General features: G+C 29.5%; 21 protein-coding genes. 4 read left to right on the top strand and 17 right to left on the bottom strand.

Annotated elements, in window-relative coordinates:
* The first annotated feature begins 45 nt into the window (after positions 1 to 45).
* Both FP421_RS12770 and ettA read left to right on the top strand, forming a co-directional pair.
* A complete protein-coding gene (locus tag FP421_RS12770; protein ID WP_159951236.1) occupies positions 46 to 228 on the top strand; it encodes a CAL67264 family membrane protein in 183 nt (60 codons plus the stop codon).
* A gap of 58 nt (positions 229 to 286) precedes the next feature.
* Positions 287 to 1,978 (top strand): energy-dependent translational throttle protein EttA, encoded by a 1,692-nt coding sequence (ettA, locus tag FP421_RS12765; protein ID WP_159951234.1) that lies wholly within the window; start codon positions 287 to 289, stop codon positions 1,976 to 1,978.
* Positions 1,979 to 2,156: 178 nt separating this feature from the next.
* On the opposite strand, the gene FP421_RS12760 is transcribed toward ettA, so the two are convergent.
* Positions 2,157 to 3,020, bottom strand: a complete 864-nt coding sequence (locus FP421_RS12760; protein ID WP_159951232.1) for a hypothetical protein — start codon at positions 3,018 to 3,020, stop codon at positions 2,157 to 2,159.
* A gap of 249 nt (positions 3,021 to 3,269) precedes the next feature.
* On the opposite strand from FP421_RS12760, the gene FP421_RS12755 reads away from it, so the two are divergent.
* Positions 3,270 to 3,752, top strand: coding sequence for a DinB family protein (locus FP421_RS12755; protein ID WP_159951230.1), 483 nt, complete (start codon positions 3,270 to 3,272; stop codon positions 3,750 to 3,752).
* Positions 3,753 to 3,756: 4 nt separating this feature from the next.
* On the opposite strand, the gene FP421_RS12750 is transcribed toward FP421_RS12755, so the two are convergent.
* The 16 genes from FP421_RS12750 to FP421_RS12675 all read right to left on the bottom strand — a co-directional run bounded on the left by FP421_RS12750 (position 3,757) and on the right by FP421_RS12675 (position 22,750).
* A complete protein-coding gene (locus FP421_RS12750; protein WP_159951228.1) occupies positions 3,757 to 4,752 on the bottom strand; it encodes a DUF6695 family protein in 996 nt (331 codons plus the stop codon).
* 1 nt (position 4,753) lies between these two features.
* On the bottom strand, positions 4,754 to 4,996 hold the full coding sequence (locus tag FP421_RS12745) for a DUF6095 family protein (protein ID WP_159951226.1): 243 nt from the start codon (positions 4,994 to 4,996) through the stop codon (positions 4,754 to 4,756).
* Positions 4,996 to 5,805 (bottom strand): N-acetylmuramic acid 6-phosphate etherase, encoded by an 810-nt coding sequence (murQ, locus tag FP421_RS12740; protein ID WP_159951224.1) that lies wholly within the window; start codon positions 5,803 to 5,805, stop codon positions 4,996 to 4,998. The genes FP421_RS12745 and murQ overlap by 1 nt, the downstream gene beginning before the upstream one ends.
* 54 nt (positions 5,806 to 5,859) lie before the next feature.
* Positions 5,860 to 6,690: a DUF4249 family protein gene (locus tag FP421_RS12735; RefSeq protein WP_159951222.1), complete on the bottom strand. Its 831-nt coding sequence runs from the start codon at positions 6,688 to 6,690 to the stop codon at positions 5,860 to 5,862.
* Between the two features lie 3 nt (positions 6,691 to 6,693).
* Positions 6,694 to 9,063 carry a TonB-dependent receptor gene (locus FP421_RS12730; RefSeq protein ID WP_159951220.1) on the bottom strand — a complete coding sequence of 790 codons (2,370 nt, stop codon included), beginning with the start codon at positions 9,061 to 9,063 and terminating at the stop codon, positions 6,694 to 6,696.
* A 97-nt stretch (positions 9,064 to 9,160) separates the two neighbouring features.
* Positions 9,161 to 10,618 carry a TolC family protein gene (locus tag FP421_RS12725; RefSeq protein WP_159951218.1) on the bottom strand — a complete coding sequence of 486 codons (1,458 nt, stop codon included), beginning with the start codon at positions 10,616 to 10,618 and terminating at the stop codon, positions 9,161 to 9,163.
* Between the two features lie 2 nt (positions 10,619 to 10,620).
* The gene (locus FP421_RS12720; protein ID WP_159951216.1) at positions 10,621 to 11,955 is read right to left on the bottom strand and encodes an ABC transporter permease; all 1,335 of its coding nucleotides are present in this window, start codon (positions 11,953 to 11,955) and stop codon (positions 10,621 to 10,623) included.
* Between the two features lie 4 nt (positions 11,956 to 11,959).
* Complete coding sequence (locus FP421_RS12715) at positions 11,960 to 13,213, bottom strand: efflux RND transporter periplasmic adaptor subunit (RefSeq protein ID WP_159951214.1); 1,254 nt, start codon at positions 13,211 to 13,213, stop codon at positions 11,960 to 11,962.
* Between the two features lie 98 nt (positions 13,214 to 13,311).
* Complete coding sequence (locus FP421_RS12710; RefSeq protein ID WP_159951212.1) at positions 13,312 to 15,531, bottom strand: NADP-dependent isocitrate dehydrogenase; 2,220 nt, start codon at positions 15,529 to 15,531, stop codon at positions 13,312 to 13,314.
* A gap of 859 nt (positions 15,532 to 16,390) precedes the next feature.
* Entirely contained in the window at positions 16,391 to 16,741 is a 351-nt protein-coding gene (gene rplS / locus FP421_RS12705; RefSeq protein WP_159951210.1) for a 50S ribosomal protein L19, read from the bottom strand.
* 108 nt (positions 16,742 to 16,849) lie between these two features.
* Positions 16,850 to 18,328, bottom strand: coding sequence for a glycosyltransferase family 39 protein (locus FP421_RS12700; RefSeq protein ID WP_159951208.1), 1,479 nt, complete (start codon positions 18,326 to 18,328; stop codon positions 16,850 to 16,852).
* Complete coding sequence (trmD, locus tag FP421_RS12695; RefSeq protein ID WP_159951206.1) at positions 18,321 to 18,998, bottom strand: tRNA (guanosine(37)-N1)-methyltransferase TrmD; 678 nt, start codon at positions 18,996 to 18,998, stop codon at positions 18,321 to 18,323. The genes FP421_RS12700 and trmD overlap by 8 nt, the downstream gene beginning before the upstream one ends.
* A gap of 13 nt (positions 18,999 to 19,011) precedes the next feature.
* A complete protein-coding gene (locus FP421_RS12690) occupies positions 19,012 to 19,962 on the bottom strand; it encodes a succinylglutamate desuccinylase/aspartoacylase family protein (RefSeq protein WP_159951204.1) in 951 nt (316 codons plus the stop codon).
* A complete protein-coding gene (gene rimK, locus FP421_RS12685) occupies positions 19,952 to 20,827 on the bottom strand; it encodes a 30S ribosomal protein S6--L-glutamate ligase (RefSeq protein WP_159951202.1) in 876 nt (291 codons plus the stop codon). Before rimK ends, FP421_RS12690 begins: the two co-directional genes overlap by 11 nt.
* Positions 20,828 to 21,280, bottom strand: a complete 453-nt coding sequence (locus FP421_RS12680) for an ATP-dependent zinc protease family protein (protein ID WP_159951200.1) — start codon at positions 21,278 to 21,280, stop codon at positions 20,828 to 20,830.
* Between the two features lie 21 nt (positions 21,281 to 21,301).
* Entirely contained in the window at positions 21,302 to 22,750 is a 1,449-nt protein-coding gene (locus FP421_RS12675) for an energy transducer TonB (RefSeq protein WP_159951198.1), read from the bottom strand.
* A gap of 133 nt (positions 22,751 to 22,883) precedes the next feature.
* Between FP421_RS12675 and FP421_RS12670 the strand changes: the two genes are divergently transcribed.
* Positions 22,884 to 23,291 carry a DUF2721 domain-containing protein gene (locus FP421_RS12670; protein WP_159951196.1) on the top strand — a complete coding sequence of 136 codons (408 nt, stop codon included), beginning with the start codon at positions 22,884 to 22,886 and terminating at the stop codon, positions 23,289 to 23,291.
* Positions 23,292 to 23,358 lie beyond the last annotated feature (67 nt).

Genomic DNA, 23,358 nt, shown 5'->3' with positions numbered 1-23,358 from the left:
CCTTATTTTTTCTCATATTTGTAGTATAACTAACTATTAAGAAATATGGGAATGAATAAAAATACGGTGCTCGCTTGGGCAACGTTTATTATGATTATTGTAGGATTAGGTTTAATAGCTTTAGGTGCATTTAGATATGATGATGTTGCAGGTTGGGGATTTGCTGCAGTAGGAGCTGGTTTCTTTGCAATAGCTTGGGTTTTTAATGCATTAAAAGGTAGAGTCTAAAATAAGTTTATAGCATTTTAGTATCAGTTTTCAGTTTAAAATTTAATACAGCATATTTATGAGTGATGATAAAAAGGTCATCTTTTCGATGAATAAGGTTTCTAAAACCTATCAATCTACAGGAAAACAAGTTTTAAAAGATATATATTTAAGTTTCTTTTACGGAGCAAAAATCGGAATTTTAGGTTTAAATGGTTCTGGTAAATCCACATTGTTAAAAATTATAGCGGGTGTAGAAAAGAATTTTCAAGGTGATGTTACTTTTTCTCCAGGCTATAAAGTAGGATATTTAGAACAAGAACCACAACTAGATCCAGAAAAAACAGTTTTAGAGGTAGTTAAAGAAGGCGTTGCAGAAACAGTGGCCATTTTAGATGAATACAACAAAATCAACGATATGTTTGGTTTAGAAGAAGTCTATTCTGATGCAGATAAAATGGAAAAACTAATGAACCAACAAGCTGAATTGCAAGATAAAATTGATGCAGCTAATGCTTGGGAATTAGATACTAAACTAGAAATTGCAATGGATGCTCTAAGAACTCCAGATTCTGATAAGAAAATTGGAGTACTTTCTGGTGGAGAAAAACGTAGAGTAGCATTATGTAGATTACTGTTGCAAGAACCTGAAATTTTATTGTTAGATGAGCCTACCAACCATTTAGATGCAGAATCTGTACATTGGTTAGAACATCATTTGGCGCAATATAAAGGTACTGTAATTGCAGTAACGCATGATAGATATTTTTTAGATAATGTTGCAGGTTGGATTTTAGAATTGGATAGAGGAGAAGGTATTCCTTGGAAAGGAAATTACTCTTCTTGGTTAGATCAAAAATCACAACGATTGGCGCAAGAAAGCAAAACAGCTTCTAAACGTCAGAAAACTTTAGAACGAGAGTTAGATTGGGTTCGTCAAGGAGCTAAAGGTCGTCAAACAAAACAAAAAGCACGTTTGAAGAACTACGAGAAATTGATGAGTCAAGACCAGAAGCAAGTTGATGCAAAACTGGAAATTTATATTCCTAACGGTCCAAGGTTAGGAACAAACGTAATTGAAGCAACTGGAGTTTCTAAAGCTTTTGGAGACAAGTTGTTGTACGAAGATTTAAACTTTAACCTGCCACAAGCAGGAATTGTTGGAATTATTGGTCCAAATGGAGCTGGTAAAACCACAATTTTTAAAATGATTATGGGAGAAGAAACTCCTGATAAAGGAAGTTTTACAGTTGGAGAAACTGCTAAAATTGCTTACGTAGATCAATCTCACTCAAATATTGATCCAGAAAAAACCATTTGGCAAAATTTTTCAGATGGTCAAGATTTAGTGATGATGGGAGGCAGACAGGTAAACTCTAGAGCTTATTTGAGTCGTTTTAATTTCTCTGGAAGCGAGCAAAACAAAAAAGTGTCTACGCTTTCTGGTGGAGAGCGTAACCGTTTGCATTTGGCAATGACGTTAAAAGAAGAAGGAAACGTTTTGTTATTAGATGAGCCCACCAACGATTTAGATGTAAATACTTTAAGAGCACTAGAAGAAGGTTTAGAAAACTTTGCTGGATGTGCAGTTGTAATTTCTCACGATAGATGGTTTTTAGATAGAATTTGTACGCATATATTAGCTTTTGAAGGAGATAGTCAAGTGTATTTCTTTGAAGGTTCCTTTTCTGATTACGAAGAAAACAAGAAAAAACGCTTAGGTGGAGATTTAATGCCAAAACGTATTAAATATAAAAAGTTGATTAGATAATCACTCTTTAAAAAACAATAATAATTAAAAAGCCTCATTTCTACTAGAAATGAGGCTTTTAACTTCTACTTTACTCTATCACAATTTAAGTTATAAAGCTTTTTCAAATTCAAAAAATTTTACATTACAAATTTAAAAAACTACTCTGAAATAAAAACACGTATAAATACCTGTTTTTTTAATTTCTTCTACTTTTTTTAGAGGTAACTTTTCTTTTTGAGTCTTTTTTTACATCAGCTTTTCTATTGCTACTTCTTCGAGTAGTTACTTTTTTACTGCTGATATTAGTATCAGATTTTCTTGATGATTTAGTTCCTCTTCTATTAGGATCTATATTTCTAATTCTATTATTAGAAGTTGACCTGTTTCTGTCTTTTGTATCGTTTTTTCTATAAGAGTTATTCTCTCTTCTGTTCGGAATTCTTTTTTCAACTCTTTGTGCAACTGGTTTTCTTCTCCTTAAAATCTGACTTCTTTTTCCAATTTTAGCATTTGGGTTTGCTCTATAATAATAGTAATTTCTGTCTTCTCTAATTTTAGAGTAGTTTCTTCTAAAATCTCTTCCAGAGAAGTAAGCATCATTATAATTGCAAATATCACCTATGTTAAGATTAATTCTAACTCCATTATGATAGTAAAAATTACTTCTCACTTGTCCATAAAATGCAGGATACCCCCATCTATCATATCTCACTCTTAAATTACCAACATTTGTCAACCTTCCTCTATAATACCTCATAGATATGTTACCAATTCTAGTTACATTTCCAAAATAATCGTAGTTAATAAAGACATTACCTACTCTTTGAATTCTTCCTCTAAAATCTCTACGAATAGGAACCCTTGTATTTCTAAATCTAGTATCAAAGTCAAAATCTCCATTAGTAAATACAAAGAATTCAACACCTCGTTCAATGAAATTAACAGAGTTGTCATATGAATAATTAAACCCAATTCTGTTTAATAATTTATTGCCATTGTTGGCTTCAACAGAAGAAACCATGATAAGCATTCCTAGTAATAAAAGTAAACCTCTTTTCATAATATATGGTTTTAAGGGTTTTGCCTACTCTAACTGCTTTTCGGCTTCCGCATTTGATTATCATAATTTCAAAGAGCGTGCCATAAACTAAAACTGTTTAAAAATAAGATTAAATTCAATGAATTATTTCGGATGTATTTATTTGATTTATAGGTTTTTATAATTGATTTTTGAATTATGTGAAAAAAATCGATAAGATTTGGTAAATTGAGCAGAATTAAAACGACTTAGAAGTTTTACGATTACAATATGATTGAAGCCATTGAAAAAAACCTACAAAGAGGAATTTCTTTATTAAAAACCATTTCTAATAAACAATATACAGATGCTTCTGTAGCTCCATATTATTCTAGTATTGGATGTCATATGCGGCATATTTTAGATGTTTTCACTTGTGTTTTTGATGGTTTAGAACAAAACAATATTTATTTAAATAAAAGAAATCGAGATAAATCTTCTGAATTAGAGATTAGTTTAGGACTTCAATATTTTGACAGGACTTTAAAAGAACTTCATCAAATTAAAAAAGACGATTTAAAAAAAATAGTTCAAGTACAAGACGATATGGGACTAGGTGTAGAGTCTGTAGCATATACTTTAGGCGCTATTTTAATGCAAGCTCATAGCCATACAATTCATCATTTTGCTAGTATAGGTTATATTATTTATCAGTTAGGAATTGAGTTGCCAGATACAGATTTTGGATTTAACCCAACAACACCCAAAAAGTAGACGTTTAATAGTTCCGTTTAAAAATATACTCTTGCTCATTTTGAACAACAAACATTTCTTTGCAATTTGTTGGATATACAAATTTATGTTGCTTATCAATATTAAAAGAATTTAGATTAATGCAGAATTCTCCTTCGAAATCTAATTTACCATTAGCATCATATCTGTTAATGTAATATGTTTTTGAATCAATTTGAGATTTAATTTTAAACCAAGCACCACTTCCAATTCCTCCCAACCAACTTGCATTTTCTAATGAAAAAATAGTTGTATTTGGTTTTTCTGTGCCAATTAAATTAGGTTGATGATCAATTTTTTTTAAGAAACATTTTTTATATTCTTTTAAAATTGATCTGTTTTTGTATTCTTCAATTTGTTGGTTTTTAACTTCAATAATAACATTGGTAGTTGTTCCTTTAATTACATTTCCTATTGGGCTAGGAGTAAAAAGGTTAGAGGTTTTTAATTGAGTTCTTATTTTTTGAACAGTAGTAGAGTTTACAATTGCATCTGTAACAAAACGAGCGCAATTAGTTCCGTTTTTTATAAAGGCGCCATACGGAATCTCCTTTTGATTAATTAAAGAGTGAATGTAATCTAAAGCTTTAGTAAAATCAATTTTTGTGTTTATGGTAGCAACTAACCTTCCTTCTCCATGTGTTTTTTCTGGATGTTTGTCTAACCATAACAAAATTTCATTTAAATTATAAAGTGCACCTTTTTTAAATTGTGCATCAACAGGAACTAAGAGTTCAGGGTCTGTTTCTTTAGACCTTACACGCCCATTGCCATAGCTGGTAATGTATCTTCCAAAATCGAAATATTGAATTTCAGATACGTCTTTTTTTATCAATAAAAGCGCAGCATGACCAGCTTGAACAGCATGTTTACCACCAATACCAATTTTTGGCCAAATCTTACTAGATTTTTCCCAATAAGCAGGTCTTACAATTGTATCTGGATAAGATAAGATGACAATAATTCCGTCTGTACTTGACATTTTAATCGTTAAAAAAGGCTTTTAAAAGAGTTTTAAATGTTTTGAAAGCAAAGAAAATTGTAAAAATAATGAGTACGCCAGCAAGTGCTATAATAAGATAAGACCAATATACTTTTGGGGTGTTGTCAAACTTTTGTAAAGCTTTAAAACCCATAGTTAATGTAATTGGTGAAGCTATAAATAAGAATATTAATATTGCTAAATTTTTTAATCCTTTACCTAATAAATTGACGTTAGTACTCATTATTTGTAGTTTTTTATAGCGTTTCTAACATTACCAAATTTCTCTAATAATTCACTCGCATTTTTTAAGTCGATATTTAGTTCTTTAGCTAACATTTTTTGTCCTCTCTCTACCAATTTATTGTTAGATAATTGCATATCAACCATCTTGTTCCCTTTTACTTTTCCTAACTGAATCATTGTGGCAGTAGAGAGCATATTTAAAACAAGTTTTTGAGCAGTTCCTGCTTTCATTCTAGAACTCCCAGTAACAAACTCAGGACCAACAATTACTTCTATAGGAAATTGAGCAACCTTAGAAAGTGGGCTGTTTTTATTACATGTAATGCAACCAGTTATAATATTGTTTTTGTTGCATTTTTCTAAAGCAGAAATGACATAAGGTGTTGTGCCAGAAGCAGCAATGCCTACAACAACATCTTTTTGAGAAATGTTATGGGCTTGTAAATCTAACCAACCTTGTTGTGTAGAATCTTCAGCAAACTCAACAGCTTTTCGAATAGCAACATCTCCACCTGCAATTAAACCCACAACCAATTCATGAGGAACACCAAAAGTAGGTGGACATTCAGAAGCATCAACAATACCTAATCTACCAGAAGTACCTGCACCTATATAAAAAAGACGACCTCCATCTTTAAGCTTTTGAACAATTTTATGTGTAAGTGCTTCTATTTGAGGTAATGATTTTTCTATTGCTAAAGGAACGGTTTTATCTTCATTATTAATATTGATTAACAAATCTGTTACAGACATCTTTTCGAGATGATTGTAGTGAGAGTCTTGTTCTGTAGTTTTTGTAAAATTCATCACTCAAAAATACATTTTTTCTTGCATTTTGAATGCTGAATTCTAAAGAAGCTTTTAGTCTTTTTTAACCAAACTAATGGTAAATGTATCTGTTTCTGAAATGTGAAAATATCCTAAAGGAAAATTACTTTCGTTTGTTGTATTGATCATATTTCCTAAAAGTGATGATGGAACAGTCTCAAAAGGGCCTCCAGCATTTTGACCACTTTGATCTACCAATACTCTAAAATAGGTAAAATATTCTTTGGTGATTCCAGACATTTTTATCTCTACAGTTGCAGGAACTTCTAGATCATCTTCATCATAAAAATATGAGAAATTGTAATCTGAACCGTCAAAAAACCTGTCCTCTACAGATAAAAAAAGATTATTTGATAGGTTAAATAAATAGTAGTTTTCTATGTTAGCTGGATCTTTAAAATCTATTTTAAGCTCAGTTTCATTTCCTGAGAATAATGTCTTATCTCCTTGTTCTACTTTTGTAAATGGGGTTGACTTAACTTTAGTGGCAATTCCTTTGTAAGTTTCATTATCGTAAATAATTGTCAATTCGTAATCAACATTATCAGCAGGGATAAAAGGATTTAAAGGTTCATAATTTCCATCAGCATTTCCATCAGAAAAATTAACAATTGTATTGTTTGATAAGTCTGTTAAAAATACGGTTGCATTGGTTACAGTTGGAATTGTTTCTTCAAAATAATCAGCAGATAATCTAAGTTTTACAACAGTATTTGCGGTTACAGGAGTTTCATCAAACAAGACTTCAAAAGATGCATCAACAATTAATTTTGGTTGAATTGAGGGAACATCGATATCTACAACTTTTTCACAATTAGAGAAAAAGAAGCACATTAAAATAGGTAATATATATATCTTTTTCATTTTCTAGAATTTAAAATTATAGGTTACAGAAGGCACTAGACCAAATATAGATGTTTGTACAGCTTCGTTTCTCATTGTTTCTCTATTTTCTCTAAAATTTATAGAGGCTGCATTTTGGCGTCCATAAACATTATAAATTCCAAAAACCCATTCTGCTTGCCATTTTCTATTTTTATTTTTTCTTGGAGTTAAAGTAGCAGAAATATCTAATCTATGGTAGGCTGGAAGTCTATCTGCATTTCTTCTATTTTCATCAAAAATAGGAACGTTTAAACCTTGAATTTCATATTGACCAACAGGATAATTTGTTGGTTGCCCAGTTTGAAATACAAAATTGGTATTGAATTTCCATTTTTTATTTAAGTCGTAGCTTGCGTTTACAGAAAAATCGTGTGTTTTATCAAAAGGAGTACTATACCATTCTCCTCTATTTATTCCTGGTTCATTAGGTGTGCTACCAAGTGTTTGTTGTTCTGATCTAGATAATGTGTAAGCTAACCACCCTTTTAATTTACCTTCGTTCTTTTTAAGTAAAACTTCAAGCCCATATGCTCTTGCTTGTCCATTTAAAATTACGGTTTCAATCTCATTATTAGCAACCAAATTGGCACCATTTATATAGTCGATTCTATTTTGAATGTCTTTGTAAAAAACTTCGGTTTCTAGAGAATAATCCCCGTCTTTTAGCGATTTGAAATATCCAACAGCATATTGGTTTAACAACTGTGGTTTTATGTATCTTCCACTTGGCGCCCAAACATCTAATGGAGTAGGAGAGGCAGTGTTAGAAAGTAGGTGTAAATACTGTGCCATTCTATTGTAACTGGCTTTAACTGATGTGTTATCATCTAAAACATAAGACATAGAAACTCTGGGTTCAAAATTGTTAAAACTAGCAATAGCATCGCTTCTGTTAAAAGTTTCTGTCCCAACAGGAGTAGCAGATTCATAAACTTTGAATTGAGAATTATAAATTACAGGTTGATTATTCTGATACACATTCAATTCATCTTGTCCTAACCTTGTAAAGTTAGAAAAACGAATCCCATATTGTAACCTAAGGTTATCACTTATTTTATGTTTTGCGTCTATGTATGCTGCAAATTCATTGGCATATTTGTCGATTAATTTTTCAGCTACAATTCCAGAATCGTCTCTATTAGGAAAAATATTACCAGGATTAAATTTTGTGTAAATGTTATTGATACCATAACTCAATTTTAACTTATCACTTATAAAGTGATTAAAATCGTATTTTAAGTTGTAGTTGGTAATACCAGAATCCCATTCAAAACCCACAAAATCAAGAGTTAACCCATAAAAATAATCAGAATAAATTAAAGATAAATTAGAGAATAATTTATCAGAAAAAAGATGATTCCATCGTAAATTGGCAACTTGATTTCCGTAAGTATTGACAAAATTTTCACTGATTCCAAAGACATCTTTTCCAAAATATCCCGAGAAAAACAAACTGTTTCTATCGTTAATTCTATAGTTAATCTTGGTATTTAAATCATAAAAATATGCAGTATTGTCATTATCAAAAAGTGGTAAAAATAAGTGTGCATAAGAAGATCTACCACCAATTAAGAAAGAGATTTTTTCTTCTTTTATTGGTCCTTCAAGTAATAATCTACTCGAAATTAAGCCAATACCACCAGTAGCTTTAAATTCTTTACTATTTCCTTCTTTTTGGTATATGTCTAAAACAGAAGATAATCTTCCTCCGTATTTTGCAGGAATTCCTCCTTTATACAAACGAATATCTTTAATAACATCAGGATTAAATACTGAGAAAAAACCAAATAAATGAGAGGAGTTAAAAACCACAGCTTCATCCAATAAAATTAGATTTTGGTCAGCTGCTCCACCACGAACATTAAAACCAGATGCTCCTTCACCAGCACTTGTTACACCAGGTAACAAAATGATTGATTTAATAATATCAGCCTCTCCTAAAACAACAGGGATTTGTTTTATTGAAGCTGCAGTTAATTTATTAACACTCATTTGAGGTGTTCTTACATTTAGTTTTTCAATGTTACTTTCTATTACAATTTCATCTAAACTTTCTGTTTCTTCTTTAAGTTTAAAGTTTTTTGTGATTTTTTTATTGAGTTCAATTGTTTCTAATAGGGTCGAGAATCCCAAATAACTAACCTGAACTTTGTAGGTTCCTTCAGGAATTGTGATCGAATAAAAACCGTATTCATTTGTAGTAGTTCCTGAGTTTAATTCTGGAAAATAAACAGAAACACCTATTAAGGTTTCGTTACTACTATCATCATAAATAGTACCACTTATGGTATATTTTTCTTGACTAAAAATACTAGCGGATAGCAGTAAAATTAGAATAGTTATCTTTTTCAAATTTTGAGTTTTTTTTGTTTGATTAATTGAAATTTAACTTAAACAAAAGTAATATTATAAAATTCAGTGAAAAGATAAAAAAACGTTAAAAAGGAAGTTAATCATAAATTATATCGTCTACTTCTATTTTTTTATTTTTTATAAAATCATATAGAGTTAATCTTCTTAACGTATAATAATCTATCCAAAATTTCTCAAGAGAATTTAAATAACTCAAAACCGATCTGTCTTTTTCTTGAAGTGCTAAGTTTAAATCTGTAATGGTAATTTTACCTAGTATAAATCTTTTTTTAGTTATTTCGTATCTTTTTATGGCTATTTCCTGTGCTTTTTTTGCTGTTTTTAAAAAGTTTCGTTGATTTTGCCAGTTTAAAACATGTAAATAAATTTCTTGTTCAAACTCTTGCTGCTCGATTTCAATATTTGTTAACTCTAAATCTTTGTTGGCTTCGACAAGTTTTCTTCGAGATTTTGAAACACCCCAATCTAAAATAGGAATACCTAATGAAATTACTAAACTTTGTTGTTGATTAAAGTTGTCAAATAAATTGTTAAAGACATCCCCTTGTTGTGAAATTCCAAAATTAGCTCTCAAACTCATTTGTAATCTGTTGTTTCCTTTAACTTCTGCAACATTTTGTTCAGCTTGTAGACGTCTTCTTCTAAATTCAATTACAGCTTTTCTATTTGCTTTAGCTTCTTCTAAAGCTTTTTTTACAGTTACAGTAAATGTGGTTAATTCTTTGGGCGTTGATAATACTATGTTCTCAGTATCTAACACTAAATACCTTGCTAAATTTTGAGAGGTTCTTTTTAAATTAATTTGATTCGTAATTAGGTTATTTTCAGAGTTTAAGACAGATAATTCTATTTGAAGTAAATCATTCTCAGCAATTTTACCCATTTTAAATCTTCCTTTAGAAATCTGAAATAAAGTATCTTGATTTGAGAAATTTGATTTTGCAATTCTAGCTTGGACTTGAGCTTTTAATAATGCGAAATAGCGTCTACTAGTATTTAGAGAGACTTGTTCCATTCTCTCGATAAATTCTCTTTTTGCTTCCTCGTATATTAATGGTTCAATTTTTTTTTGCCATTTAAAAGGATTGTAAAATAAAGAGTTTTGTCTGTAATTCAAAGAAAAAGGAATAACCGCAAAACCGGTAGATTCTGTAGGTTCAAAACGATCTACTCTTTCTAATTGAGAGCTTACAGATATTGTACCTCCTGTTAATGCAATATTTTGATTTAAAGATAAACTACCATCAAACCTTATCTGGTTTGATCTTCTAAAATCGTCAGAACCATCATCTAGTGTAATTCTGTTTACAGAGTTTCTAAATTGCGGTAATGTTGCATCAAAGCGTAACTGAGGTAAAAATCCTGCTTTAAATCTTCTAAATCTCCAATAACTAGCTTGGTTTTCATTTAATAAAGATTTATAATCTGGAGAGTTTTTTTGAGCTATATCAATAGCTTCTTCTAAAGTAATTTTTTGCTGACTATAATTAGAAATTGATAGTATAAAGAAAAATATAATAATTAGTTTTTTCATAGTTATTCGTGTCTTATAGCTTCGATAGGGCTTTTACTAGCTGCAGATTTTGCTGGTGCAATACCAAAAATTAAACCAATAAGTGTTGCAACAAAAAAGGATAGTAAAATAGAACTTAGTGATAAAATAGTTTCAATACCTGTAGAAATTTCTAAAATATAGGAAGATATTACGCCAAGAACAATTCCAATAATTCCACCTCCAATACTTACTAAAACAGACTCTGTTAAAAATTGTAAAATAACATCTTCTTGAGTAGCCCCAATTGCTCTAATAATTCCTATTTCTTTTGTTCTTTCTAATACTGATGCTAGCATAATATTCATGATACCAATTCCTCCAATTAGTAAAGAAATTCCAGCAATTATACTTAACACAATATTAAAAATCTGTTTTGTTTTTTGTTGTTGTTTTAAGAGTTGTATAGGTATAGAAATTTTAAAGTCTATTTTATTATTATGTCTTCTTTTTAACATTCTACTTATTACCTCTGATGTAGCATTTAAGTCTGATGTATTTTTAACTTGTACTACAAGTCTATCTATTTGATGATAATTTTTTTGTTTTGATGAACCTCGATTTCCTTTTGTTATTCTAATTTGTTTTCTGTCTTTATATCTAATTAAAAAAGTATTTATAGGTATATATATATCTTCATTTAAGTTACGAATGTGTAAATTCTCTTGTGCATTTTCCGAAATAAACTTTTCTTCGGTAACGCCAACAACTTCTAACCAAACATCTTTAACTTTTATCATTTTTCCTATAGCACTTTCACCAGTAAAAATCTTACGTTCAATATTTTTACCAATAATACACACAGGTAAAGAATTTAAGTTTTGTTGTTTAGAGAATTTTTTACCACTTTCTATTGTAATATTAGCAGTAGAAAAAAAGTTGTTATTTACTCCAATTAGTTTAACAGCACTTTGTTTTCCTTTTTTAATAAGGTATGTGTCTAGAAAAATTTCAGGACTTATTTGTTTTACAGAAGGAATGTATTTTTGAATACTATTTACATCTAATATATCTAAACCTTTAGAAAAGGTTTTGGTATTATTGTCATTCGTTTCAGTACTTTCAATATCACCATCTTCATTTTCAGTTTTTTTGTCTTTTATTGGAGTAATTACAATATTATTTACACCAACAAGTTTTATTTGATCTAAAATTTCTTTTTCGGCACCTTTACCAATAGCCAGCATAGTTATTACAGCGGCAACACCAAAAATAATACCTAATGAAGTTAATAAAGTTCTTGTTTTATTTGTTAAAATAACACGTATAGCTTCGCTAAAATTAGATTTTAACTTTTCTAAAAATATTTGATTAAACATATTATTATTCTTTTAAAGAAGTTATTGCTACTTCTTCATAACCTTCTGGTTTATTAAGAAAAATAATATCATTTTCATTAAGTCCTTTTTTTACAATAGCAATGTTATTGTTAGTATCACCTATTTCTATTTGTTGTTTTGAAATAGAAAAACCAGCCTTTTTATAAACATAACTAATAGTGTCTTTAGAAAAAATTGTTTCTAGTGGAATCGTTAAAACATCTTTCTTTTCATTAGTAATAATTGCGTTAGACGTTGTCATGCCTGGTTTTATATTTTTATTAGTGCTTTCAAGTTTTACTAGTACTTGAAAAACTTTAATATCAGAACCTCTTTTTCTTTCACCAACATTAGCTACGCTAGTAACCACACCAGGTATTTTTAATTCAGGAAAAGCATCAAAACCTACTTCAACTTTAAGTCCTTTTTTTACTTTTCTAATATCTACCTCATTCGCATATGTTTTTGATTCCATTTTGCTTAAATCTGGTAAATTAGCTATAGAAGGATTCCAAGGAGTTATCGTAGAACCCACTTTTTTCTTATTACCATTCCATTCTTTTACATAGGTTAACATACCATTAGAATCAGAATAGATTGTAAAAGATTTAAGGAGTTCCATCAATCCATCTAGTTTATTTCTTCTTTTAGAAACTTCATTACCAACCATAATCATTTTTGCATTTGCTTGACGCTTTTTAATGAGGTAATTTTCTTTTTTCTCTTTTAAATCTCGTGTTATTTTTTTTAATTTATTTTCTAATTTTTTTATGGTTGATGGTGGTTCGTAAATAGATTGTTTTAATTCTAGACTAGCTTCAGAAAAACTAAATTCTAAATCTTTAATACTTGTTCTTTCTTGTTTTAGACTAAGAGTAGTGTCAAGTTTCTGTTGTGTAAACCTAGAAATAGCGCTTTCTAAATTAAGTCTTCCATCACTAATTTGTTGGTTTACTGCTGATGGATCTAGTTTTCCTACAAAGTCTCCTTTTTTTACAAAAGTACCTTCTGGAACTAAGCTCTGAATTTTAACATTGTAAATATTATTTTTAGTAAGTTGTGTAGATGGACCAGTAATTTTTTTTAAACTATTAGACTGTGCTTCTCCTGAAGTAATAATTTTACTAGTAAAATTTTCTCTCTTTACTTTTGTTGTTAATAATGAGGATTCATCTGAAGAAGAAAAAAAAAAATAATATCCAGAATAAATTATTAAAATTGAAGAAAATAGAATGATAGCAATTTTTTTCTTATTCATAGTATGGTTAATTGTTTGGTTGGCATCAAATCTAACCAAAAAAAGAGTGCTGTACAGCACTCTTTTTGTTAATATTTTAAGAAAATTATTGTAGTTTTTTAACTTAACACCTTGTTAAAGGTAGTGTTAGGTCTCATAGCAGCATCAGCTAAATCATCATTTGGTTGATAATACCCACCTATGTTTACAGAATTTCCTTGTATTTCATTTAATTCTGATATAATTTTAGATTCATTAGCTTTTAAATCAGTTGCTATTTTTGTGAATTGAGCTTTCAATTCAGCATCTTTATTTTGATTGGCTAAACCTTCTGCCCAATACAATGCTAAATAGAAATGACTTCCTCTGTTGTCCATTTCACCAACTTTTCTTGATGGAGACTTGTCATTGTCTAAGAATTTATCTGTAGCATCATCTAGAGTTTCTGCTAAAACCAAAGCTTTAGGATTGTCATTTGTATTTCCTAAATGTTCTAAAGAAACTGCTAATGCTAAAAATTCTCCTAAAGAATCCCAACGTAAATGATTTTCTTCTAAAAATTGCTGAACATGTTTAGGAGCAGAACCTCCTGCACCAGTTTCAAATAATCCACCACCATTCATTAAAGGAACAATAGATAACATTTTTGCAGAAGTACCAACTTCTAAAATAGGAAATAAATCAGTTAAGTAATCACGTAAAACATTACCAGATACTGAGATTGTGTCTTCTCCTTTTACAATTCTTTCTAACGTGAATTCAGTAGCTTTTATAGGAGATAAAATTCTAAGGTCTAATCCAGAAGTATCATGATCTTGTAAATAATTATTTACTTTTTTAATGATTTCTGCATCGTGAGCTCTATTCTCATCTAACCAAAAAACAGCAGGTGTTTCAGAAGCTCTTGCTCTAGTTACCGCTAATTTCACCCAATCTTGAATTGGTAAATCTTTGGTTTGGCACATTCTCCAGATATCACCTTCTTCAACAGTATGTTCTATTAAAGTGTTTCCATTAGCATCAACCACAACAACTTTTCCTTCAGTTTCGATTTCAAAAGTTTTATCGTGAGAACCATATTCTTCTGCTTTTTGAGCCATTAAACCAACATTAGGAACAGTTCCCATAGTTGTTGGATCGAAAGCGCCATTTTTTTTACAAAAGTCTATAGTAGCTGAGTAAATTCCTGCGTAAGAACTATCAGGGATAATTGCTTTGGTGTCTTGTAACTCTCCATTTGCATTCCACATTCTTCCTGAAGTTCTAATCATTGCAGGCATAGAAGCATCAATAATTACATCAGAAGGAACGTGTAAATTGGTAATTCCTTTGTCAGAATTTACCATTGCTAAATCTGGTCCATTTTTATAAGTTTCATCAATATCTGCTAAAATTTCAGCTTTTTTATCAGCAGAAAGTTCGTCAAGATTACTTAATACATTAGCAAAACCAACATTAGCATTTACTCCTACCTTCTTAAAAGTATCTGCATGTTTTTCAAATAAATCTTTGAAAAAAACTTTAACTGCATGACCAAAAATAATTGGGTCAGAAACTTTCATCATTGTTCCTTTCATGTGCAGTGAAAGTAAAATACCTTTTTCTTTTGCATCAGTAACCTGTTCTTCTAAGAAAGTAACTAATGCTTTTTTATTCATTACAGTAGCATCAATAATTTCACCATCTAACAAGTCTATTGATTCTTTTAAAACTGTTTCAGTACCATTACTTGCAACATGTTTTATTGATACACTAGTAGTCTTATCAATGGTAACTGATTTTTCATTGTTTGCAAAATCACCAGAACTCATAGTGGCTACATGAGTTTTAGAATCAGATTTCCACTCACCCATTGAATGTGGATTTTTACGCGCGTAATTTTTAATTGCCTTTGGAGCTCTTCTGTCTGAATTCCCTTCACGTAAAACAGGATTTACAGCAGAACCTTTTACTTTATTGTAACGTGCAAGAATCGCTTTTTCTTCATCTGATTTTGGGTCTTCTGGAAAATCAGGAATGGCATATCCAAGAGACTGTAATTCTGAAATTGCGGCAGTTAATTGAGATACAGATGCACTAATATTTGGTAATTTAATAATATTTGCTTCTGGTTGTTTTGCTAAGTCACCTAAAATGGCCAATGCATCTTCTACTTTTTGTTCTTCTGTTAAGAAATCAGAAAAATTAGCAAGAATTCTTGCAGCTAAAGAAATGTCTTTAACTTCAATTTCTATGTTAGAAGATTTTGTAAAAGCTTTTACAATTGGTAAGAATGATCTTGTTGCTAAAGCAGGTGCTTCATCAGTCTTCGTATATATTATTTTAGCTATTTTGCTCATTTGGACTTAATTTTAGTTATGAACTTGAAATACGAAATGCATTTCGTAAAAAAAGTGGAGCAAATTTATGAATTTAAAACCAAATTTTTATTGATAAATTGTTATTAATTCTGTAGTTTTTATGAGCATTTGATAAAAAATATAATGTATTGATATGAAAGTGAATTAATTGTAAAATAAAAGCCATATCATACAATTTCTTGCAGTGATATGGCTTCTTTGAAATAGTTTTTTGTACTGTTTTGCATTGCTGCTAAAATCAAATAAAAGTTTCCTTTTATATTTCTTTTCTTACAAAGAAATTACTTTACTATTTCAGTTGTTGAAACATCCTTAATTTTAAATTAGCATTCTACTTTTTTAAAATTTTTATTAATGTTTCGGATTGTTTTATCTAAACTTCTATACCAACTTATATGTCTACAAAAAAATACTTTTGATGAATTAAAGTTAAAGTTTTGATTCCACGTTAGTATCACTTTAAATTTCTGGTAGTTTTCATAAACTTTCATTTATACTGTCTACGTTCAATTAAGAGTTTCCTATCTAAATCAAGGTTATCAATCTAATTGTGTCAATTTCATTTTTTGAAATAAATCAATCTTTGGCCTTATGATAAAACAATATGTAAAGAACGTTACTTTATGTATTTACTTTTAATTTATTATAAGTTTTTAAAGACTAATAAGTTCAATTAACTTGTAAATTCTATTGTAAATATAATAGTGATTTTTAAGTTTACAAACTTTTTAACTAATTAAGAATCAACATGATGTTAACCATGGTTATTAACATTTGTTAATTAAAAAAAGCGTTGTGAAAATTCACAACGCTTTTTAAATGTATTTTAAAAAAGAAATTATCTTCTTTTTTCAGTAATTCTAGCTTTCTTACCAGTTAAACCTCTAAAGTAGTAAATACGTGCTCTACGTACTTTACCTCTTTTATTAACTTCAATTTTTTGAATAGAAGGTAAGTTGATTGGAAAGATTCTTTCAACACCAATAGTACCAGACATTTTTCTGATCGTAAAAGTTTCTGAAGCTCCACTTCCTCTTTTTTGAATTACAACTCCTCTAAAAAACTGAGTACGAGTTTTGTTTCCTTCTTTAATTTCGTAGTATACTGTAATAGTATCACCAGCAGCAAATTCTGGTAATTCGTTTTTTGTTACAAATTCGTCTTGAACAAATTTTACTAAAGATTCCATCTTTTAAATTTTAGATTTTTTCTAAAATAACATTCACGATTTTCGTCAGAGGTTAATTTAGCGAGTGCAAAAATAATAATAAATTTTAGTTGATAAAAGGAATATTGATTATTTTTTAGCTTGATAATTAGTACAATAGAATACCCAGAATTTACGAACTTCTCTATCATTAAATTTCACAATAATTGGAGCTAATTCTGTAACAATTTCAAAGTAATGGTCTAATGGTTTAGGATGATTTCCTTTTTTGTCAATATTCTTAAATCGTTTGTCAGAGTCAATAAAAATGGCGTTTTTTGAGGTTAAACTTGTTAAATCATCACCTAGATAATCAAAATGTAACGCTGGTATACCAATGATATTTTGTGCGTAGACCTTATCGTCCATAAAAAAGTTCAAACAAGCTGATGTTTTATAATTATCATCAGAAAACACAAAAGTATTTGGGTATTTCTGTTGTAATTTTTCTGTTTCTATAGCCAATTCTTTCCATCCCACCCAAGTATCATCACTTTTTATAGGAACCAAATAAAATAATACTTGCAAACTCACCAATACATGAATAATAACTGAAATGATAATTTGAGTTTTTAGTAATTTTTTACTGATGAACATACCTGCTAAGATGATTCCTGTGATGTATGAAGGCATCATCCAATTTAATTTTACCCAATAAATAGGAGTGAGGCTAAAAAAACCAACAAAAGTAGGTACAAAAAATGCCAATAAAAATAAGGTTTTGGCTTGTGGGATTTTAAATTTTAGAAGTGCTCGTTTAAGATATTTAAAGGTAAAAGTGATGAAAATCAGAAACAAAACAGGTAACAATAAAAATAGTTGATGCCCAATTGCGCCAAAGAAATAGTTTGGTGAAATTTTAAATTCTGTGATAGAACTTGTTCTCTCTGAAGATTGAAAAGCAAAAGAGGCAAAATCGTTTTGATAATTCCAATACCAAACAGGAAAAGTTACAACTACTGAAATAATCAAGCAAATCCATAACCAAGGAGATATCAATAGTTTTCGATATTTATTTGAAAATAGAAGAAATAGCAGCAATCCTATTTGTAATACTAATGCTGTGTATTTGCTATTGAATGCAAGACCCAATGCAATTCCGCCTAAAATCCAAAACCATTTTTTGTCTTCAAAAATAGCTTTGTAAAGACATATTAAACTGAGTGTCCAGAATAATAATAAAGGAACATCAGGAGTAGAGTTGAATGATAAAATCGAAATAAAAATGGTTGAAACCAATAGTACAAAAGCTCTTTGTAATTTCTCTTTTGATAAGAAATAGGAAGCCAATTTGTAAAAACTTAGAATGGTGAGTGATGTAATTGTAAAATCAGCAAATTTTATTACAAAAATAGATTGACCAAAAACTTCAGAAAAGATTCTTAAGATATAACCAATCATTCCAGGATGATCAAAATAGGATAAAGACAGGTTTTGGCCATACAGGTAATAATAGGCATCTTGAGGCATTAAACCCATAAATGGAAGTAAGAGCAAGCGAAACAATTGGAATCCTAAAACCCAAGAAATTGCTTTGTTCTTTTTTATGATTGAGAATAGCTTAATCATTAAGTAAATCTGGTCTTATTTCTTGTGTTCTTTTGTAGGCTTTTTCACTTCTCCAATCTTCAATTTTAGGGAAATTACCAGATAGTAAAATTTCTGGAACTTTCATACCTTCAAAATCAGCTGGTCTTGTGTAGACTGGAGGAGACAATAAATTATCTTGAAAAGAATCTGTTAGTGCAGATTGTTCATCGCCAATAACACCAGGAATTAAACGTACAACAGCATCAACTAAAACAGCAGCAGCCAATTCTCCACCTGTTAACACATAATCTCCAATAGAGATTTCTTTGGTGATATATTTATCACGAATACGCTGATCTACTCCTTTGTAATGCCCAGTTAAAATTAAAATATTTCCTTTTAGAGAAAGTGTGTTTGCTGTAGACTGATTTAAAGTTTTTGCATCAGGAGTCATGTAAATAATCTCATCATAAGTCCTCTCAGATTGTAATTTTTTGATACAATTTGATATGGGTTCTATCATTAAAACCATGCCAGCTCCACCACCAAATTGAGTGTCGTCAATTTGTTTGTAGTTGCCTAAACCAAATTTACGCAAATCATGTACAACAATTTTTGCCAATCCTTTTTGTTGTGCACGTTTTATAATAGAATGATTAAACGGACTTTCTAATAAATCTGGAGCAACTGAAATAATATCTATTCGCATTTGGTAAAAATAACTATTCTTCTAGACTTAGATGAAATAATGCATCACCTTTGTTTACAATTGGTGTTCTATTTATGCAAAAAACATGACCATTAAAAGGTGCATAAATTTTCTTTTTAAACTCACCAAAAGGATCTTGAATAACCCCTAAAACATCTTTCTTTTTTATGTAGCTTCCGTTTGCAACTCTTGTTTTAAACATACCAGAATCTGAAGCTCTTAACCATTTAGCTTTTTCTACAAAAATGGGTGTTGCTCTAACTGTAATATCACCTTCTAATAAACCTAAATGAATAAGTACATTTCTAGTTCCGTTTACACCTTCGTTAATAATAGTAGGGTTGAGTTCTTTAGATTTTCCGCCTTCAAAAAGGATAACAGTTTTACCCATTTTATGCAAGGTTTCTCGTAACGATTTTACAATATTATTTGAATAAACAATCATTGGTGGATTAAAAACTTTAGCCAATTCTAACCCTTTTTTATCGTCTTTATTACATCGAATTTGTGCAATATTATCACGTTCTCCACCACCTGTATGAAAATCAATTACATAATCTACAAAAGGAGCTATTTTTTCTGAAAACTGATATGCAAATTGGCTAGCCAAAGAACCATTTTGTGTACCTGGAAACATTCTGTTTAAATCACGTCCGTCAGGAAATTCTCTTGTTTGAATTAAGTATCCAAAAATATTAAAAACAGGAATACAAATAATAGTTCCGTTTTTGGGTTTGTTAATCTTTAAGTCGATAATTTCTCTAACAATACCAACACCATTGGTTTCATCACCATGTATACCTGCTAAAAGTAAAACTACAGGTCCAGTGTTGTGAGATCGTTCTACAATTACAGGAACTTTTACAGTAGTTCTTGTATGTAGTTTAGCAACTTCTAGATCTAAAATTGTACGTTTTCCTTCAGGAATTTCTTTACCAAGAAGAACAAAAGGTTTACTCGACATGAATTTCTAAATAACGGATAATTTCTTTGGCAATATTTTTACCAGTAGCAGTTTCAATACCTTCTAAACCAGGAGAAGAATTTACTTCTAAAACCAAAGGCCCTTTAGAGGATTGTAACATATCTACACCAGCTACACCTAAACCAAGTGCTTTGGTTGCTTTTATTGCAGTTTTTTCTTCTTCGTCTGTGAGTTCAATTACAGTTGCATTTCCTCCTCTGTGTAAATTAGAACGAAATTCACCTTCTTTACCTTGACGTTTCATTGCACCAACAACCTTACCATCTATTACAAAAGCTCTAATATCTGCACCACCTGCTTCTTTAATAAATTGTTGAGCAATAACTCTTGCGCCTAAACCATTAAAAGCTTCTAAAACCGAAGTTGCCGCATTTTTTGTTTCTGCCAAAACAACACCTAAACCTTGAGTACCTTCTAAAAGTTTAAGAACTAAAGGTGCACCACCAACAGAATCTACAATATGCTCCACATCTTTGGTGTAATTTGTAAATACTGTTTTAGGTAAACCTACACCAGCTCTTGCTAATATTTGTAAGCTACTTAATTTATCTCTAGATCTTGTTAATGCTTGAGATGAGACAGATGTAAATACTTTCATCATTTCAAACTGACGGATTACAGCTGTTCCATAAAAGGTTACTGAAGCTCCAATTCTAGGTATAATAGCATCAATATCTGTGATGTATTCTCCTTTGTAAAATATTTTTGGTGACTTTTTTTCTATTTCGATATTACATTTCAAGTGGTCTACAACTATTACTTCATGTTTTCTTTTTTCAGCAGCTTCTACTAGTCTTTGAGTGGAATATAATTTTGGATTTCTAGAAAGGATTACAATCTTCATTTATTTTTTGTTTTTTAATTTGTACGATAGATTTTTTTTTGCAGTATCTATCACGAACTTTTTATTTAAGAATTTCCGGCCTAATAATACAGGAAATTTCATGTCAGAACGTTCTGTAATTGTTAAGTTTATAGGGAATTCAGTATTGAATAGGATTATTTTAGTATGAATTAGAAATCTTTTCTCAGATATCCCATTAGAACTTTTTACAATTTTAGAGGAATACTCATCAAAGATAAAATCTTTTTTGTAGTATTGAGGATGTGAGTTGTCTAAAAACTTTAATTTTAAAAAGGTTGAGTTGCCTTCTTTAACTTCGTTAACCTCATAGCAATGGATGGATGAAGTGTAAGCTCCAGAATCTATTTTTATATCGATATTATCCAATTCTATTTCAGGAAAATCAGCTTTATCAGATCTACCTATAAGAATCTTGTTTCTACTTAATTGCATATGTGCAAATCTATGGTATATTTATTTTACAATTATTGTAAAAGGTATTGTAAATTTTGTTTTTATTGGTTTGCCTCTTCTTATAGCAGGTTGTACTTTGGGTAACTTTCTCATCACTCTAATAACCTCTTGGGTTATTTTCTGATGTGGAGCATCAACATTTATGTCTACAATATCTCCATCAATATTAATTTTAAATTTTATCAGTATTCTTTTTTTACCAGGATTTAATTTTAATTTTTTAGGTAAACTTGAATCAAATTTTGTTGAAAAATTCATTTGAATTTTTTTACTAAAACATTTTTTTGCTGCTTTAATATTTTCAGAGGCTTCACAACCTGGATATATCGCGTGCTTTACAGATTCAACAATACTATTAGTGTTTACAAAAGTTTGATGATCTCTAAAATCTAGAATTTGAATGATATAACCATTTAATAAATCTTTTTTATGAAAATTAAGTTGCGAAAAGGGATATTTCTTAAACAATTCAATAATTGTTTTTTCTAAAGAATTTGATCTGGAGTTAGTTCTAAGATTAATAGGTTTTAAGTCTTTATTTAACTCAAAATAAAGTGAAAAGTGATTTTTAATTCTACTTAAATTTGATTTTTTAAGATCTTTATTCGTTAAGTTTTTGATAAAAAACTGTGATAATTTGTTGTCTTGAGATGGTTTGTAAAGTAAATTAAATTCATTTTTTTGATCTATTAATTTAGGAGTTTCTCCTTTTTTAAGCTGAAAAGAAAAACTATGCTTGGGCTCTATAACAAGATTATTTTTTGTGCTTACTTGTTGTATTTTAGGAAACGAACTTAATACTCTATCTGTTTCATAAAGAAACCTTACAGGTAATCTACTCTTTTTGGTATATTTTAATTCTCCTGACTTTGTCACTGAAAATTGAATAAATATATCGATTTCTTCATCTTTAAGTTTGTCTAAAATAGAAAAATCAGCATTTTTATAAAAGTGTTTTTTTACTTCTAGGTTTAAACAAGTTTTAATGTCTTCATAAAGTTTTAAATCTTTACATTCTTTACATATAGGTGGCTTTTCTACAATTAATTTTGAGCTACAATTAAAAATGTTTCTACGTCCTTTTTTTGAAATAATCTGAAGAAAGTATCTATTTTTACTGTCAAGTGAATCTGCTGTAAAGTTTTGTGAAAAATAACTTTTAAAGGTTTCTTTAATTGTGTCGTAATATTCTTTAGAGCCATAAGATGCTACATTTAATCTATAAGGTTCTCCTTGTTCATTAATAAAAAAAGAGAGTGTTACATTATTTTTGTTTTTGAAGAAACGTACATTTTTAAGTAGTTTTTTGTTGATTTTACTTTTAAAATATAATGACAATTTATTCTTTGGATTTGGGTCAGAATATGTATCATAATCAAAATTCTTTTCAGATTGAGAAAAACAGATGAAATATGATAAAAAGAAAAGAGTAAAAATGTGTTTTTTCATAGGAGGCAATTCTAAATTTTAATTTTTATAAAGTTAATGTTTTTCAGCAATTTTAAAAGCATTAAAAGCCTTCATCTAAAAAAAAAGAAAGATAAGTGGAGCTATTTATAAATTGCTTAATTTTGAAATAATTATGGAAGCACTCACATTAACCACCCCAGCACTTTTATTTTCGGCAATTTCTTTAATTATGTTGGCCTATACCAATCGTTTTTTAGCGTATGCAGCTGTAATTAGAAATTTACACGATATTTATTTAGAAAGAAAAGAAGCCTCTTTAATAAGGCAAATAAATAATTTAAAATTGCGATTAAACCTAACAAGATGGATGCAGATTTTTGGAATTAGTAGTCTGTTATTTTGTGTTTTAACGATGTTTTTAATTTATATACATCAACAAAGTTTAGCAGTGTGGGTGTTTGGTTTTGCTTTGATTTTATTAATTATTTCTTTAGCTTTATTAATCAAAGAAATACAAATTTCTGCAGATGCATTAAAACATCATATTGCTGATATCGAAGAGCATTTAGGTAAGAAATAATGAAGTTTTAAACATTTATCTAAATCATTATTAATTAGAATTTTTATAAAAAAGTAAGCGTCGTTTT

The sequence above is a fragment of the Polaribacter septentrionalilitoris genome (assembly GCF_009832745.1).
GTDB classification, from domain to species: Bacteria; Bacteroidota; Bacteroidia; order Flavobacteriales; family Flavobacteriaceae; genus Polaribacter; species Polaribacter septentrionalilitoris.
The sequence above is the reverse complement of the archived record's forward strand: the minus strand, read 5'-3'. Positions and strand labels throughout refer to the sequence as shown.

Coding starts and splice junctions, on each gene's coding strand:
- FP421_RS12750 (WP_159951228.1), bottom strand. CDS start 4,752: ATGTCAAGTACAGACGGAATTATTGTCATCTTATCTTATCCAGATACA.
- FP421_RS12745 (WP_159951226.1), bottom strand. CDS start 4,996: ATGAGTACTAACGTCAATTTATTAGGTAAAGGATTAAAAAATTTAGCA.
- rplS (WP_159951210.1), bottom strand. CDS start 16,741: ATGGAATCTTTAGTAAAATTTGTTCAAGACGAATTTGTAACAAAAAAC.
- rimK (WP_159951202.1), bottom strand. CDS start 20,827: ATGAAGATTGTAATCCTTTCTAGAAATCCAAAATTATATTCCACTCAA.
- FP421_RS12700 (WP_159951208.1), bottom strand. CDS start 18,328: ATGATTAAGCTATTCTCAATCATAAAAAAGAACAAAGCAATTTCTTGG.
- FP421_RS12735 (WP_159951222.1), bottom strand. CDS start 6,690: ATGAAAAAGATATATATATTACCTATTTTAATGTGCTTCTTTTTCTCT.
- FP421_RS12760 (WP_159951232.1), bottom strand. CDS start 3,020: ATGAAAAGAGGTTTACTTTTATTACTAGGAATGCTTATCATGGTTTCT.
- FP421_RS12755 (WP_159951230.1), top strand. CDS start 3,270: ATGATTGAAGCCATTGAAAAAAACCTACAAAGAGGAATTTCTTTATTA.
- ettA (WP_159951234.1), top strand. CDS start 287: ATGAGTGATGATAAAAAGGTCATCTTTTCGATGAATAAGGTTTCTAAA.
- FP421_RS12715 (WP_159951214.1), bottom strand. CDS start 13,213: ATGAATAAGAAAAAAATTGCTATCATTCTATTTTCTTCAATTTTAATA.
- FP421_RS12770 (WP_159951236.1), top strand. CDS start 46: ATGGGAATGAATAAAAATACGGTGCTCGCTTGGGCAACGTTTATTATG.
- trmD (WP_159951206.1), bottom strand. CDS start 18,998: ATGCGAATAGATATTATTTCAGTTGCTCCAGATTTATTAGAAAGTCCG.
- FP421_RS12670 (WP_159951196.1), top strand. CDS start 22,884: ATGGAAGCACTCACATTAACCACCCCAGCACTTTTATTTTCGGCAATT.
- FP421_RS12720 (WP_159951216.1), bottom strand. CDS start 11,955: ATGTTTAATCAAATATTTTTAGAAAAGTTAAAATCTAATTTTAGCGAA.
- FP421_RS12675 (WP_159951198.1), bottom strand. CDS start 22,750: ATGAAAAAACACATTTTTACTCTTTTCTTTTTATCATATTTCATCTGT.
- FP421_RS12725 (WP_159951218.1), bottom strand. CDS start 10,618: ATGAAAAAACTAATTATTATATTTTTCTTTATACTATCAATTTCTAAT.
- murQ (WP_159951224.1), bottom strand. CDS start 5,805: ATGAATTTTACAAAAACTACAGAACAAGACTCTCACTACAATCATCTC.
- FP421_RS12680 (WP_159951200.1), bottom strand. CDS start 21,280: ATGCAATTAAGTAGAAACAAGATTCTTATAGGTAGATCTGATAAAGCT.
- FP421_RS12710 (WP_159951212.1), bottom strand. CDS start 15,531: ATGAGCAAAATAGCTAAAATAATATATACGAAGACTGATGAAGCACCT.
- FP421_RS12690 (WP_159951204.1), bottom strand. CDS start 19,962: ATGTCGAGTAAACCTTTTGTTCTTCTTGGTAAAGAAATTCCTGAAGGA.